Source organism: Cedecea davisae (assembly GCF_044095835.1).
Classification (GTDB): Bacteria; Pseudomonadota; Gammaproteobacteria; order Enterobacterales; family Enterobacteriaceae; genus Cedecea; species Cedecea davisae.
In genome coordinates, this window is record NZ_CP172054.1 from 3,441,342 (window position 1) to 3,456,427 (window position 15,086).

16 protein-coding genes are annotated in these 15,086 nt (G+C 54.1%); 6 read left to right on the forward strand and 10 right to left on the reverse strand.

Annotated features, from left to right (window positions below):
- Window position 1: 1 nt before the first annotated feature.
- A complete protein-coding gene (locus ACG1VR_RS16405) occupies window positions 2-556 on the forward strand; it encodes a GNAT family N-acetyltransferase (RefSeq protein WP_395489345.1) in 555 nt (184 codons plus the stop codon).
- On the opposite strand, the gene pbpG is transcribed toward ACG1VR_RS16405, so the two are convergent.
- A complete protein-coding gene (gene pbpG / locus ACG1VR_RS16410) occupies window positions 557-1,498 on the reverse strand; it encodes a D-alanyl-D-alanine endopeptidase (RefSeq protein ID WP_395489346.1) in 942 nt (313 codons plus the stop codon).
- 161 nt (window positions 1,499-1,659) lie between these two features.
- Window positions 1,660-2,247 (reverse strand): Yip1 family protein, encoded by a 588-nt coding sequence (locus tag ACG1VR_RS16415; RefSeq protein WP_039898013.1) that lies wholly within the window; start codon window positions 2,245-2,247, stop codon window positions 1,660-1,662.
- A gap of 164 nt (window positions 2,248-2,411) precedes the next feature.
- Here ACG1VR_RS16415 and ACG1VR_RS16420 point away from each other — a divergent pair, with 164 nt between their 5' ends.
- A complete protein-coding gene (locus tag ACG1VR_RS16420; protein ID WP_395489347.1) occupies window positions 2,412-2,975 on the forward strand; it encodes a DedA family protein in 564 nt (187 codons plus the stop codon).
- On the opposite strand, the gene ACG1VR_RS16425 is transcribed toward ACG1VR_RS16420, so the two are convergent.
- A complete protein-coding gene (locus tag ACG1VR_RS16425) occupies window positions 2,972-3,538 on the reverse strand; it encodes a TetR/AcrR family transcriptional regulator (protein WP_395489348.1) in 567 nt (188 codons plus the stop codon). The two genes, ACG1VR_RS16420 and ACG1VR_RS16425, sit on opposite strands and share 4 nt — an antisense overlap.
- A 109-nt stretch (window positions 3,539-3,647) precedes the next feature.
- On the opposite strand from ACG1VR_RS16425, the gene ACG1VR_RS16430 reads away from it, so the two are divergent.
- From ACG1VR_RS16430 to yohP, 3 genes are all read left to right on the forward strand, one after another.
- Window positions 3,648-4,115 carry a nuclear transport factor 2 family protein gene (locus tag ACG1VR_RS16430; protein WP_016535476.1) on the forward strand — a complete coding sequence of 156 codons (468 nt, stop codon included), beginning with the start codon at window positions 3,648-3,650 and terminating at the stop codon, window positions 4,113-4,115.
- A gap of 83 nt (window positions 4,116-4,198) precedes the next feature.
- On the forward strand, window positions 4,199-4,936 hold the full coding sequence (locus ACG1VR_RS16435) for a class I SAM-dependent methyltransferase (RefSeq protein WP_395489349.1): 738 nt from the start codon (window positions 4,199-4,201) through the stop codon (window positions 4,934-4,936).
- Window positions 4,937-5,051: 115 nt separating this feature from the next.
- Complete coding sequence (gene yohP / locus ACG1VR_RS16440) at window positions 5,052-5,135, forward strand: small membrane protein YohP (RefSeq protein ID WP_008456306.1); 84 nt, start codon at window positions 5,052-5,054, stop codon at window positions 5,133-5,135.
- A 39-nt stretch (window positions 5,136-5,174) separates the two neighbouring features.
- Here the strand turns inward: yohP and ACG1VR_RS16445 are convergent, their stop codons facing one another.
- Entirely contained in the window at window positions 5,175-6,134 is a 960-nt protein-coding gene (locus tag ACG1VR_RS16445) for an MBL fold metallo-hydrolase (RefSeq protein ID WP_395489350.1), read from the reverse strand.
- Window positions 6,135-6,213: 79 nt separating this feature from the next.
- Between ACG1VR_RS16445 and ACG1VR_RS16450 the strand changes: the two genes are divergently transcribed.
- Window positions 6,214-7,128: a LysR family transcriptional regulator gene (locus tag ACG1VR_RS16450; protein WP_016535473.1), complete on the forward strand. Its 915-nt coding sequence runs from the start codon at window positions 6,214-6,216 to the stop codon at window positions 7,126-7,128.
- A gap of 33 nt (window positions 7,129-7,161) precedes the next feature.
- On the opposite strand, the gene ascB is transcribed toward ACG1VR_RS16450, so the two are convergent.
- The 6 genes from ascB to dusC form a co-directional block, all read right to left on the reverse strand.
- On the reverse strand, window positions 7,162-8,556 hold the full coding sequence (gene ascB, locus ACG1VR_RS16455) for a 6-phospho-beta-glucosidase (protein WP_395489351.1): 1,395 nt from the start codon (window positions 8,554-8,556) through the stop codon (window positions 7,162-7,164).
- A 15-nt stretch (window positions 8,557-8,571) separates the two neighbouring features.
- Complete coding sequence (gene bglF, locus ACG1VR_RS16460; protein ID WP_395489352.1) at window positions 8,572-10,437, reverse strand: PTS beta-glucoside transporter subunit IIABC; 1,866 nt, start codon at window positions 10,435-10,437, stop codon at window positions 8,572-8,574.
- Window positions 10,438-10,576: 139 nt separating this feature from the next.
- On the reverse strand, window positions 10,577-11,416 hold the full coding sequence (licT, locus tag ACG1VR_RS16465) for a BglG family transcription antiterminator LicT (protein WP_279044076.1): 840 nt from the start codon (window positions 11,414-11,416) through the stop codon (window positions 10,577-10,579).
- Window positions 11,417-11,578: 162 nt separating this feature from the next.
- Entirely contained in the window at window positions 11,579-12,469 is an 891-nt protein-coding gene (gene surE, locus ACG1VR_RS16470) for a 5'/3'-nucleotidase SurE (RefSeq protein WP_395489353.1), read from the reverse strand.
- A gap of 26 nt (window positions 12,470-12,495) precedes the next feature.
- Window positions 12,496-13,818 (reverse strand): OprD family outer membrane porin, encoded by a 1,323-nt coding sequence (locus ACG1VR_RS16475; protein ID WP_395489354.1) that lies wholly within the window; start codon window positions 13,816-13,818, stop codon window positions 12,496-12,498.
- Between the two features lie 294 nt (window positions 13,819-14,112).
- A complete protein-coding gene (gene dusC, locus ACG1VR_RS16480; RefSeq protein WP_395489355.1) occupies window positions 14,113-15,048 on the reverse strand; it encodes a tRNA dihydrouridine(16) synthase DusC in 936 nt (311 codons plus the stop codon).
- Window positions 15,049-15,086: the final 38 nt, after the last annotated feature.

Here is a 15,086-nt window from a genome sequence, read left to right on the forward strand (position 1 = left end):
CATGTCTGCAATAGCAGTATTACCTTCCACACTGCCGGGGATAAGGGAGGCCACTCCAGACGATATCCCGGCAATAAAAAGCATTTATCAATGGCATGTGCTAAACGGCAGAGGCTCTTTCGAAGAGACGCCGCCTGGCGAGCAGCAAATGGCCGAGCGCCTCGCGGCAGTTCGTGGCTATGGCCTGCCGTGGCTGGTTGCGGTTATAGATGGCAGGATTGTCGGCTACTGCTACGCCACTGTTTATCGCCCTCGCCCCGGCTACCGCTACACCATCGAAGACTCCGTTTATATCGACACCGGCATGACGGGGCGCGGCATCGGCAAAGCTTTGCTCGGCGAGCTAATAGCGCGCTGTGAGCAAGGGCCGTGGCGGCAGATGATTGCCGTGATTGGTGATGGCGAAAATAACGAGGGATCTTGCAGATTACACAGCCAGCACGGGTTTGAAACGGTAGGACGGCTGCGCAGCGTCGGGTTCAAGCTTGGAGACTGGCGCGATACGGTAATGATGCAGCGCCCGCTCAACGGCGGAGACCAGACGCTGCCTCAATAATTACTCTTCTTCCCCGGCGGAAACGGTGTTGTTTGCCATTTGCGCCGCTTTTGAACGCTTGTAGCTTAATGCCGCAGCGGGAACCGGCGTTATCTTCCCGGTTTCCATCCAGTTGCGCAGGCGGTTAGCGTCGGCAAAATGAGTATATTTCCCGAAGGCATCCAGCACGACCAGCGCCACCGGGCGCCCTTTAATCACGGTGCGCATCACCAGACAGTGGCCGGCATTATTAGTAAAGCCGGTTTTCGTCAGCTGAATATTCCAGTTTTCGCGGTACACCAGATGGTTAGTGTTGCGGAACGGCAGCGTGTAAGAAGGGTTGCTGAAGGTCGCCATATCTTCATGAGTGGTGCTGAGCTGCCCGAGCAGGGGATATTTCTGGGTGGCAATCAGCAGTTTGGTCAAATCGTTGGCGGTCGAGACGTTTTCAATCGACAGGCCGGTTGGCTCCACGTAACGCGTGTGGGTCATGCCCAATGACTTAGCCTTGGCGTTCATCGCACGAATAAACGCGTCGTAGCCGCCAGGGTAGTGGTGCGCCAGGCTCGCTGCCGCGCGGTTTTCAGAAGACATCAGCGCCAGCAGCATCATATTTTTACGGCTGATCTCGCTGTTCAGACGCACGCGAGAGTAAATCCCCTTCATCTCCGGCGTATGGCTGATGTCCACTTTTAGCATTTCATCCATCGGCAGATGCGCGTCCAGCACCACCATCGCCGTCATCAGCTTGGTAATCGAGGCGATAGGACGAACCAGATCCGGATGGCTGGAATAGAGAATTTTGTTGCTTTGCAAATCGACAATCATGGCGCTGCCGGAGGCAATCTCCTGACCGGCGCTGGCCGCCTGAGTGACGGCCTTACTGGCTTCTGCCTGCGGGGCAAAAGGCACAGTCATCATCAGCGCAAGGCTGAACAACGATAAACGGATTTTTGTCGGCATGGTGACACTTCTGTAATGATTCCGGAAAAGTATAGGCTCACCGCAGACATTTATCTGAATAAACAAAGACGCGGGGCGCCAGAATCATACTCCGGCGCCCCGTTAAACTACCAGTTAAGAATGGTAACGTTATATCAAAAGTTTCTAAAAATTACGCACCGTCAGAACAGGCGATAGCCGTACCCCCACAGCACTACCGCCGCCGCCAGCAGCACCTCCAGCACCAGTACGCCGATTGCCAGAGTTGAGCTGGCGAAGCTCATGCCCTCTTCCCTGTCGATCCCGAGGAAATCAGGCACGCCGACATAGAGCAGGTAGCCGGTGTAAACCAGCGCCAGAGCGCCTACCGCTACGCACAGCCAGACCAGCGGATAAAGCGCCACAATCCCGCTCAGGAACAGCGGCGTGGCGACATAGCCAGCAAAGACCATACAGCTGGCAAGGGATGGCCTCTGCGGGTAGTTACGCGCCATCCACCAGATGACTCGCCCCATCACCGCAACGCCCGCCAGCATCAAGGCGTAGAAAAGTATGCCGAGATAAAGGCCGGTGAACATCGAAAGCTGCACGTAGCTACCGTCGCCAAAATTCCAGCCAATTTGCGTGGTGCCGATAAACGCGCAGATGACGGGTATCGCCGCCATCAACAGCACATGGTGAGTGTAGTGGTGCGAGACGGATTCGTTCTCGCGCTTAATTTCCTGCATTTCGCGATTAGGATGGGAAAACAATCCCCAGACGTGGCTCATACAACCTCCTGACCTGCAGCGCAAATGCTTGCAATAGCCTAAGTATAATTCACCGTGCGGTTAATATTTAGCCAGGTGAAAAATATCTGCGTTTATTTGCAAACCGGGCGGCTATGGGTTGTATGCTTTAGGGAAACAATGAACATGGAGATGAGTCCGGGCTGATGGATATCAACGGTTTAATAGAGCAGTACGGCTATGCGGCGCTGATTGTCGGCAGCATGGCGGAAGGCGAAACGATTACTCTGCTGGGCGGCGTGGCCGCGCATCAGGGGTTACTCAAATTTCCTCTGGTGGTTGCCGCCGTCGCGCTTGGCGGCATGATTGGCGACCAGGTTCTGTTTCTGGTGGGCAGGCATTTTGGCGGCTCGCTGCTGGCACGGTTCAAAAAACACCACAAGAAAATTGCTAAGGCTCAGGCGCTGATTAACCGCCATCCTTATCTGTTTGTGATTGGCAGCCGCTTTATGTACGGATTTCGTATCGTCGGGCCGATTATTATCGGTGCCAGCAAGCTGCCGCCTAAGCTGTTTATTCCGCTGAATATCTGTGGTGCGATCCTCTGGGCAACGCTGTTTACCACTCTCGGCTATCTGGGCGGCGAAGTGGTCGGCCCATGGCTGCATAACCTCGACCAACATCTCCGACACTGGATATGGCTGATAGCCGTCGTCGCGCTGGTGATAGGCGTGCGGTTATGGTTTAAACACCGCCAGAGAGAGGATTAATTCTCCGCTGCGGGCAACAGCGCCAGCCAGGCCCGCAGTTGTATCAGCGCCTCTTTCCCGTCGCCGTCACGCTGGGCTTTGACTATCGCCCCGTCTATAACCAGCGCCAGCATTTCGGCCTGCTGCTTTCCGGCTTCATTGTGCGGCAGATAGCCCGCAAGGCACTCTACCATCGCCTGTTTATGCGCCCGGGCGATGGGTAATGTTTCAGGCAGGGCCTCCGCCATTTCAACCGCCGAGTTAATAAACGCACATCCGCGAAATGCCTCGTCGTCAAACCAGTTTTCTAACGTTGCCGCCAGAGACTGCACCAGACTTCCCGTGCGGGCCATTTCCTGCTTAAGCGTTTCGCTAAACCACGCCATCCAGCGCCGGTGCCGGTAATCCAGAAAAGCCCCAATCAGGTCATTCTTAGCCGGAAAATGCCGATAAAAGGTCACCTTAGTCACGCCAGCTTCTTTGATTATCCGATCGATGCCGGTGGCGCGAATGCCGTCCCGGTAGAACAGGTTATGCGCAGTATGCAGGATTCGGTCGCGCGCGCTTAGGGTCACTGTGCTCATGCTGGCTCCTTTGAAAAATCTATCATGCCGTATGTAGACAAATCTGTCTACCCAGGGTAGCGTTAACCTTGTAGACAAACCTGTCTACATATCCACAGGAGTTCTGAATATGACCGTAAAGCCCCCGTTACCGCCGTTTACTCTTGAAACGGCAAAGCAGAAAGTCCGCATGGCGGAAGATGCGTGGAACAGCCGTGACCCCGAGCTTGTATCAAAGGTCTATGCCCTGAATACCCACTGGCGAAATCGGGCAGAGTTTGTTGATGGCCGCGAAGCGGTGGTTGGTTTTCTGCAACGTAAGTGGCAACGCGAGCTGGACTACCGCCTGATCAAGGAGATTTGGGCGCACGACGGAAACCGCATCGCGGTCCGCTTTGCCTACGAGTGGCACGACGACTCGGGCAACTGGTTCCGCAGCTACGGCAACGAAAACTGGGAGTTTAATGAGCAGGGCCTGATGATCAACCGTCACGCCTGCATTAACGACAGCCCGATTAAAGAGAGCGAGCGAGCCTTCTTCTGGCCGCTGGGCCGCCGCCCGGACGAGCACCCAGAGCTCAGCCACTACGGCTTTTAACTATCTGGCGCACTTTTCTTTCCGGTGGCAAAGCGTCTAAAATTCCTGCTGGCCAATAATGGCCTTACATCTGCGGAGGATTTATGACGCAAAATATCTACGACGATCCGGCATTTTTTGCCGGATATGCCACTCTCGATCGCTCGATAAAGGGTCTGGATGGCGCGCCTGAATGGGCAAAAGTTAAAAGTATGCTGCCGCCGCTGGCTGGCAAGCAGGTGCTTGATCTTGGCTGCGGCTACGGCTGGTTCTGCCGCTATGCGCGTGACGCCGGGGCAGAAAAGGTTGTAGGGCTGGACGTTTCAAGCCTGATGCTCGCCAAAGCGCGTGAAATGACCGACGGCACCGGCATTGAGTATCGGCAGGAAGATCTTTCCGCGCTAAGGCTACCGGCAGAGAGTATAGACGTGGCCTATAGCTCGCTGGCGCTGCATTATCTGGAAGATATTCAGCCACTCTTTACCACTCTGAATCAGGCGCTCGTGCCCGGAGGCAAGCTGGTATTTACCGCCGAACACCCGGTCTATACCGCGCCGTTGCAGCAGGGCTGGCTTAAAGATCAGGCGGGGCAACGCAGCTGGCCGGTGAACCATTATCAGCAGGAAGGCGAGCGCATCAGCAACTGGTTTGCCGAGGGCGTGAAAAAGCAGCATCGCAAACTGGCCACCTGGATTAATGCTCTGATTGAAAGCGGCTTTATCATTGAGAAACTGGACGAATGGGGGCCAGATGAAGAACAAATTGCCCGTAACCCTGGCCTTGCCGAAGAGGCTGAACGCCCGATGATTTTCCTGCTGTCGGCCAGTAAACCTCGGCCTTAATCCCGTCTGTTAGAAATCTTTTTTATCCATTATTCCGTTTACGGGGAGGCAACTCCCCCCGTCTGCTCATCCTTGCCTATACTCAAAAGACCAAACCAAAAGGTAAGGAGTGCTAATGAAAATTATTTTATGGGCGATTCTGATAATTTTTCTCATTGGTTTGCTGGTAGTCACCGGCGTATTCAAAATGATCTTCTGACGACGGCGGGTGCCACCCCTGCGTGGCACCTTTACCCTGTTATTTACCGGCCTGGCTACTGTAGTTAACCGGCACCCAGCGATAGCCGTTACCTTCCGCTTTCACATGGCCAAACCCCGGGAAAGCAATATGCGCCGCGGCCACCCAATCCCCTTCCTGCGAAGCAAGCCTTAATACCCGTTCACGCGTGGCAATAGCCTGCTGCTGGTTGACATCAAAATGGATGGCAACGTCCGGGTCCGGCATTTGTACGGCTTTGGCATGAATAATATCGCCCCACATCATCATCGTTTGCCCGCCCCGGCTGATGCGATAAACCACGCTGCCTGGCGTATGGCCCGCAGCCGGTATGGCCTCGATACCCGGAATAATTTCTGCCGGTGCCGTAAAAGGTTTCAGCCTGCCTGCGTCAATCACCGGGCGCAGCGAGCGTTCTGACTCGGCAAAAGTATGCTGCTGGCTTTTTTCTACCTCACCGATATTCGCCGGGTTAAGCCAGAAATCGACGTCTTTCTGTTCGACGCGCACTGTCGCATCAGGGAAAGCCGGTTTGCCCCGATATTCCACGCCGCCGGAGTGGTCGGCATGGATGTGGGTCAGCAGCACCAGGCTAATATCTTGCGGCCTTATTCCGGCTGAGCGTAAATTTTCCAGCAAGTGCCCACCCGCGCGACCAAACAGCGGGCCGGCACCGGTATCAACCAGAATCAGCCGTTTACCGGTGTTAATCACAAAAGCGTTGATTGAAGTTTCTGCCGCAGGCGTCATGGCCTCCGCCGCCATGCGCTCACTCAGCTTCTGCGGCGTAATGTGGGTGAGCAGCTTATCCAGGGGCACGACCACCGTTCCGTCAGATACGGCGGTAATTTGCCAGTCTCCTAGCATCATGCGGTAGTAGCCGGGAGCCTGCTGCTGAGAGATTGGCTGCGGTGCGGCCGCGGCGTGAGCCGCCAGAGCGCCACCGCAAAGCAGGGCTAACAGAGTTAATGCCGTTTTCATTTTTTATCCTCGGGCAGGTGTTCAACTTGCCGTCAGTATCCGCCCCGGCGTATCATCACTCCAATTGATTGGAGAAATAATGACTATCAAAGAAAATGATTTCCGCAAAATCGATCTCAACTTATTGATCGCTTTTGCGGTGCTGTTCCGGGAGCAGAGCGTCTCGCTGGCCGCGGATAAACTACACCTGGGGCAACCTGCGGTTAGCGGCGCGCTGGCTCGCCTGCGCGATATGTTCGACGACCCGCTGTTTATTCGCAGCGGCCACCGCATGCAGCCCACCGCCCGCGCCAGTGAATTGCACACGGAGCTAATGCCGCTGCTGGAACAGCTACAGAGTGCCTTATTCCAGCAGGCCGAATTTTCGCCTGCAAGCGCCAGAGCCACGGTGACCATCGGCATGACCGACTGGGTAGAAATGTGGCTGATGCCGAAGCTGATCCCTGCCCTGAAGCAGGAAGCACCGGGTATGCATATCAACGTGGTGGCAAGCGATCCGTTCACCGACGCACAGCGGCTGGAAGGCGGCGAGCTGGATATGGCAATCAGCGTGGCAAACCACAGCGCACGCTGGCTGGAGCGGGAAGTGCTGAAGGAAATGGATTTTGTTACGCTCTGGCATCCGCAGCAGGTTGCCGCCAGCCCCGCGCTGAAAATAGAAGATTACGTTGCCCACCAGCATGTGCTGGTCAGCTACCGCGAAGCGACCAGCAGCCAGATAGACACCCTGCTGGCAAAGATTGGGCAAACAAGAAGCGTAAGTTATACCACGCCGCATTTTGCCGCCCTGCCCGGCCTGCTACAGCAAATGCCCGCCCTGGCAACCGTGCCGTCGGGGCTATCGGAAAGCTGGCAAAAAAACTGGGGTCTGGCCGCCAGCCCGGTGCCGCTGGATGTTCCCCCGTTTGAGGTGGCGCTGCTGTGGCACCAGCGCCATAACAGCGACGCGGCGCTAATGTGGCTACGAGGATTTATTCACAGGCTGGTCAACTAAAGATTAGCGGGAGAAGCTCCCGCTAATTCGTGCTTAAGGCTTCAGGCTTGCGCCGTCGGTGGCAATCACTTCCCTGTACCAGTAGAAGCTGTTTTTACGTGAGCGAGCCAGCGTGCCGTTGCCCTGGTCATCAAGATCGACATAGATAAAGCCGTAGCGTTTAGACATCTCGGCTTTTGACGCGCTCACCAGATCTATCGGCCCCCAGCTGGTATAGCCCATGACATCAACCCCGTCTTTCAGCGCCTCGCCCACCTGCACCAGATGATCGTTAAGGTAGCGAATGCGATAATCGTCATTTACCGTGCCGTCCGCCTCCGGGCTGTCCTTCGCGCCCAGTCCGTTCTCAACGATAAACAACGGCTTCTGATAACGATCCCAAAGCATATTGAGGATAATACGCAGCCCGGTTGGGTCGATTTGCCAGCCCCATTCGGAACTCGGCAGATGGGGGTTGGACACCATGCTGAGAACGTTACCGCGGATCTTCTCGTTTAACTCTTCATCCGTGGTCGCGCAGCCGGTGGTGTAGTAGCTGAAGGAGATAAAATCGACGGTATTTTTCAGGATCTCAGCATCGGATTCAGTTATGTTGAGCTGGATACCTTTTTCCCGGAAGTAGCGCAGCATATAGCCCGGATAACTGCCGCGGCACTGCACGTCGCCGAAGAACAGCCAGCCGTTGTTTTTCTCCCAGGTTTTCAGCATATCTTCCGGCTTGCAGGTCAGCGGATACATCAGCCCGCCGAGCAGCATATTGCCAATACGCGCATCGGGCACAATTTCGTGACAGGCTTTCACCGCCAGGCTGCTGGCAACCAACTGATGATGGACGGCCTGATAAATCTCACCTTCATCCGGCGAGCCTTCCAGCCCGATGCCCGTTAGCGGCGAATGCAGCGCCATATTGATTTCATTAAACGTCAGCCATAGTTTGACCTTGTGCTGATAGCGCTCAAAAACGCAGCGGGCGTAACGCTCGAAATAGCCAATAACCCTGCGGTCACTCCAGCCACCGTAGTTCTTCACCAGGCCCAGCGGCATTTCGAAGTGCGAGAGCGTCACCATGGGGCGGATATTGTGTCTTGCCAGCTCGTCGAACAGCCGGTCGTAATACGCCAGACCCGCCTCATTTGGCTCCTGCTCGTCGCCCTGGGGGAAAATACGCGTCCAGGCAATGGAAACCCGCAGGCAGCGGAACCCCATCTCGGCAAATAGCTCAATATCCTGCGGGTAGCGGTGATAAAAATCGATGGCAACGTCTTTAATACAGCTCTCGCCCTCCGCTCGCTCTTTCGCTGCCCCTAGTACGCCGTGGGGCTGTATGTCTGAAGTGGAAACGCCTTTTCCTTCTTCAAGCCATGCGCCTTCGACCTGATTGGCAGCAATAGCGCCGCCCCATAGAAATGATTTTGGAAATGCTGTCATATCACTCTCCTTTGCTTAACGACGTACCGCCAAAAACGGCATGCCTGAATCGAGGGTTGAATGCTGCGTTACGCGCTTAACTTCGCGGTACTTATCGCTATTGCTGACGATTATCGGGGTTGCGAGATCGAACCCGGCGGCAATAATTGCCAGGCGATCGAACTCGATCAGCAGATCGCCAGATTTTATTTTTTCGCCCACCCGAACGTGAGCCGTGAAGTGCCGGCCGTCGAGCTTGACGGTGTCAATCCCGATATGAATTAACACTTCAATACCGCTCTCGCTTTGCAGGCCAATCGCGTGGTGGGTCTTAAACAGCGACACAACTTCACCGCTGAATGGCGCACGAAGCTGGTTGGTCACAGGAATGATAGCCGCGCCCTGGCCGAGTAAACCGCCGGCAAAAGTGGCATCCGGCACCTGCTCCATCGCCAGCACGGTGCCGCTCATCGGGGCAAGAATGTCATTTTCCCCGGTTTCACCCGGCTCAACGGCTGGCTCGTCAGGCTGCGGGGTGCGCGGCACGCCAAACGCCCAGGTAAGCACGCATGCTAAAACCAGCGCCAGCACTGTGCCGCTAATCGCGCCCCAAACGCTGGCATCAACGCCGCCCGGCGGGATCATTTGTGCGAGAGTGAAAATATTGGCGAGGCCAAAAGAATAGACATGGCTCTGGAAGTAACCCGCAATCGCGGCGCCAATCGCGCCGGATATGCAGCCAAAGATGAACGGGCGGCGGCCGGGCAATGTGACACCATATACAGCCGGCTCGGTAATGCCGAAAATGCCCGCTGTTGCCGCAGAGCCAGCCAGCATTTTCATTCGCGGATCGCGAGTAGCAAACAGAACGCCAAGGGTTGCGCCTACCTGGCCCATAACCGCCGGAAGTAATAAAGCAGACAGCGTGTCCTGGCCGAATACCGTCAGGTTATTAATTGCGATGGGTATCAGGCCCCAGTGAAGCCCAAAGATAACGCAGACTTGCCAGATTGCGCCTAATACCGCACCGGCCAGCCACGGAGCAAAGGCATAAATTATTTGGTAGCCTGCGGCAAGCACCTGACTAAGCCATGTCGCGGCCGGGCCAATAATCAAAAATGTCATTGGCACAACAATGGTCAGGCAAATGAGCGGCGTGAATAAATTGCGTATTGCGGAAGGCAGCAGCCGATTACTCTGTTTCTCAAGCCAGCAGCTCACCCAGGAAGCCAGAATTATCGGGATGACCGACGAGCTGTAATTGATAAACGAGATGGGAACTCCGAGGAAATGCTCGCTCGCCGTTCCCGGAACGGACGTCGCTTCGAAGGCCTGCATGATCATAGGATGAGTCAGTGCTCCACCTATCGCCATGGTAATAAACGGGCTGCCGCCGAATTTTTTACCCGCCGTATAGCCCAGCACCAGCGGGAAGAAATAGAACAGTGAATCACTGGCAGCAAACCAAATTTTATAGGTTCCTGATGCTGTACTTAGCCACCCGCAGACCACGCTCAAAGCCAGTAATCCCTTCATGATGCCCGAGGCCGCCATCACGCCAAGGAAAGGGGTGAATATTGCAGAAACAATATCTATTAACCGATTAAGCAGATTCTCTTTCTTACCGCTGCTTTCGGGTGGTCCCGCCTCGTCGTTAATTCCCGCCGCAGCGCACACCGAAACATAAACATCGTGAACGTGGTTGCCGATAACGACCTGAAACTGCCCGCCGCTTTCCACCACCATAATGACGCCGGGGTTACGCTTTAGTCCCTCAGGATCTGCCCGTTTATTATCTTTGAGTTTGAAACGCAGCCGGGTGGCGCAATGCACCAGGCTTACAATATTTTCCCGTCCGCCCACATGTTTAAGAATTTCGTTGGTCAGCTCTTGATGGCCCATAACCGCTTTCCTTTTGCGTCACGCCCCGAGGGCGAAATGTGCTGAGTAAGGTAAAAAAAAACCTGAGCAGGCTGCCCTCTCGCGGGGGAAACCAATGCTCAGGTTTTGCCTGCCGAAGCAGTAACAATCCTTTCAGTGTTTAAGCCTTGTGGCTTTCTTTGCGTACCCGCTCGATATGAATCGCGAGGAACATAATTTCTTCGTTGCTCAATTCACGTTGATAGTTTTTTGCAAGATGGTTCCGGAGCTTCTCGGCGCAGCGCCAGGCACAAGAATAGTTCTCTTTCACTGCCGCATGCAGCGTGATGTCGTCATCCGTTACCGTATTACGGGCCAGCATTCGCTGGGCAAAAAATTTCAGATGCGTCACAAAACGCTGATAGCTCAGGCTCTCCTCGTGATACTCGATTTGCAGTTGGTATTTGACGATATGCAGAGTCTCCTGCATGACGCGCGTGACCTCCATCACCTCCGGCATTTCGCCGTTCAGCTGCGCGGTGACCAGATGGAGGGCAATAAAGCCCGCCTCGTCTTCGGCAAGCTTTACTTCCAGCCGTGCCTCGATAATCTCCAGCGCTTCCAGCCCCAGCTGAAACTCCCTGGGGTAAAGACGCTTGATTTCCCAAAGCTGTGCATTGCGGATCGACACCCCCTTGCTCTGCCGTTCTATAGCAAAATGGCAGTGATCGGTCAGAGAGATGTAGAGGCTTTCCTGAAGTTTGCCCAGCCGCTCGCGAGCGCGCTGAATAATACGATCGCAGGTGGTCATGACCTCCAGCGGGATCTGGTTGAGTAATTCGCTCAGCCTGGCAACCAGCTCATCACTTTGCAGAGAAAAGACCTTTTCAATTTTTTCACGCTCGAGGGCATCTCCCGGCTGCTTTTGAAAGCCCAACCCACGGCCCATGACGACCTGTTCTCGCTGATTTTCATCAAGGATAACCACGACGTTATTGTTGAGTATTTTGGCTATTTTCATGGCTACCCCGGAAACAAAAAAACCTGACCTCCGGCTAAGCCAGATAATCAGGTTTTGCCTGCACGATGCAGTAACAATCCAACCAGCCCAATCTACCAGAAGAAGCACGCCACTCAACCTTACGGTCGATAAAGCGTGAGGCCGATCTTATCTGGTAGCGGTTTATTGGGTGTCGATTAATCCGGCCAGGCGCTGGCGATACTGCGGCTGGAAGTGCGAGGCATTCCACTCGCCGTCAAAAATAGTCCAGGTTATATAGCCGCGGTTCAGCCAGCCGGTGTCCGTGCCGTTATCAACCGGGGTCAGCACATCCTGGCTCATAATCTGCTGCGCTTTTCCATCTGGCAAAATTTTGTAGAAATGCTGTGCTATCGGGAATTGTTCGTTCTCCACAAACTTCATACCGCGAATGGCACGTTTCTCAAGCGGGGGATAATTAATGCTCAGACCGGAACCGATAGGTAATACCGGCAGGCCAGGACGCCAGCTTTTGCCCAGTTCATCCACGACGCCAACAATATAGTCAACCGAATCCGGCCAGTATTTCTGAGTGCTTGGCCAGCCACCTTTCATCTCTTTTTCATTAAGAAGGTAGCCAATGCTGGCGGCTATCGCCGGGTAGCCGTAGCGTACAGCGCGTGCAGCCGCGCCAATGGTGCCTGAGTTAAGCTGCGCCACGCCGGTATTCGGCCCGTCGTTAACGCCCGATATGACCAGGTCCGGCAGAGCATCTTTCATCACGCCCAGTAAAGCAAAATCAACGGAATCTGCCGGCGTGCCGGGGAAGCAATAGCGCTTTTCAGCCACTTTTTTGACGTCAAAAATCTTATTCGGCTTAAAGCTTATGGCCGAGCCAATGCCGCTTTGGTTGGTCGCAGGAGCCACCATCCAGACGTCATAACCTTTCTCCTGCAATTTGTCCTGCAAAGAAGTTGTGCCTACGGACTGGCAGCCGTCGTCATTAACCAGCAGAATTCGCATAGGGCGCTCAGCCGCACCGGCAGGTCCCGCTATGAGGGCTACAGCTAATAAAACGAAAAGTTTACTTTTCATTATTTACATCTCCTTGTAGTTTCTCTTCAGAATAAATTAAAAAGATATTCCACACGCACGGTGCCACCCACCCCTTTAGCCCGGCGATAAGTTTTCCCGTCGTGAGTGAGTAAAGGGTCCTGTTTTGCATTTATTTTCCAACCATAGGCTGGACCAAATCCGGAGAAGATATTCAAACCTTTAATTTGGGGAACATCCCAGGATATAAAACCGCCGTACTCCCACTCTTTTAACGACACGCCTTCATATTTCATGCCATAACCATAATTGCCATATATACCGACCTGAAGCGCAGGGCTAATTCGGTACTGGCTATATAAATAAACCATGCTTTCGCCGTCTTTTACATAATCATTACCCTCACCGTCAGCTTTGCTATTAAAAGCGCCGCGGGTGTTTTTACCAAACTGCCAGTAGAACTGCCCAAGACCATTATTAAGCCTGGCTCGGGTATACGACCAGCCAACGCCTGATTCAGAGGCACCGAATTGATAGCCCACCAGGCCAAACCAATGCTGGGCGCTATGGGTAAAGGCTCGTACCCCTTCCCACTCTCCAAGGCCCCGGGCGTAGTAATAAACGCCGCGAGCCAGCAAATTGGCTTTGGGGCTTAGCGCGACGACGGTATTCGCTTCCAGCCCGTGGCGTAACAAATAGTTTTTGCTTTCAGCGGTAATAAAACTGACTTTACTGCCTTTTTCTGGAACCCAGCTCAGCTCCCCGGTGGCGATATAGTCGATGCGCTTATTGCTTTTCAGGGTCATAAAGCGGCGTTTTTCCGGCTCGTCCCGCTCGGAAAAACGATCCACCAGCGCGGCTTTGGCGGTGAACTTATCCCAGACCAGCTCCGAGCTAATCCCCTGCCAGCTGCTCGGCACCGCGCGGCTGCGTGTGACGCTCAAAGCGCCCAATTTGTAGAGCTGTTTCCAGCCGGCCCAAAGAGATAAGTGCAGCCGTTGATCGCCCCAGCGTGCTTTGGCGTAAACTTGCCCGAATTTGTTAAACCCTTCGGCCCGGCCGTTGTTGTCCCTCAGCAGATCACGCCCGGCAAAGTCTTTATTAGCGTACAGCTTGCTGGCACCGTACCACGAAGCATCAAAACCAACGCTGTCCCACGCCCAGCCGCTCTGCCAGTCAAGATGTATGCCCTGCGCCCAGGCGTTTTGATTGCTGACTCCAAGCTCCGAGAAGGTATCGGTGGTGTTGAGCATCCAGACATTGCTCAGTTTCAGACCAAGATGGCTGCCGGATATAAAATTGCTGCCGGGGAGGCTGGCCTGCAACCGGGGTAAAAAACCTGCGCCGAGCAGAAGAATAAAACCGCTGATTATTTTTAGCTGTGTTTTCATAATAAACATCCGTTGTTGTTTATTTAGTAAATAAGAAGCAAAAAAAAACCTAAGTGCCTGGCACCCCTTTCGGGAGCAGACACTTAGGTTTTGCCTGTTAGACAGTAACAATCCTGGAAATAGTTTACGCGCTCATACTCTCACCGCAATAAAATAACATCCAGAAAAAATATTATAAAAAATACAAAACTGTGAGATACATTCAGCAATAAAGCCAAAGTCATTAATAAAGATAAGCCAGCCAGCTCATGCCCGTTAATAATAGAATAGTTAACAGGCACAAGTAAATATAAGCTATTTTTGATTGCAAATTACATCAGCTATTTCGCCAGATCTTTTCAGCGTACGGATCGTTGAGAATAACTCCGTGGCCTCCACGTATTCTTTACGCAAGTAGCCCAGCCACTGCTTAATGCGCGCTACGTGATACATACCGGTATCGCCCTGTTTTTCCAGGCGGCTGTATTTTTGCAATAACTTAACCACTTCCGGCCAGGGCATGCGCGCTTCGTTATATTTAATGACCCGGCTCAGGTTTGGCACGTTCAATGCGCCGCGGCCAATCATCACGGAGTCACAGCCGGTTGCCGCCAGGCAGTCCTGAGCGCTTTGCCAGTCCCAGATTTCACCGTTAGCGATAACCGGAATCGACAGGCGCTGACGAATTTCGCCGATAGCGCCCCAGTTGATCAGCTCGGCTTTATAGCCGTCTTCTTTGGTTCTGCCGTGAACCACCAGCTCCGTCGCTCCCGCCTGCTGTACCGCATCGGCAATTTCAAACTGCCGCGCGCCGCTGTCCCAGCCGAGGCGAATTTTTACCGTGACAGGTAAATGTGAAGGTACCGCCTCACGCATGGCTTTCGCCCCGCGATAAATAAGTTCGGGATCTTTCAGCAGGGTAGCCCCACCGCCGCTACCGTTAACCAGCTTTGACGGGCAGCCGCAGTTTAGGTCAACGCCCCAGGAACCAAGTTCCACTGCGCGAGCGGCGTTTTCCGCCAACCATTGCGGGTACTGACCAAGCAGTTGGACACGCACCAGAGTGCCGGACGGCGTACGACTTGCGTGGTTAAGTTCGGGGCAAAGCTTAAGGAAGGATTTTACCGGCAATAACTGATCGACCACGCGAAGAAACTCGGTGATACAGAGATCGTAGTCGTTAACTTCGGTGAGAAGTTCGCGAACAAGGGAGTCGAGCACGCCCTCCATCGGGGCAAGAAGAACACGCATGACGTTACCAGATATAAAAAGAGGCGCTATGTTAGCGC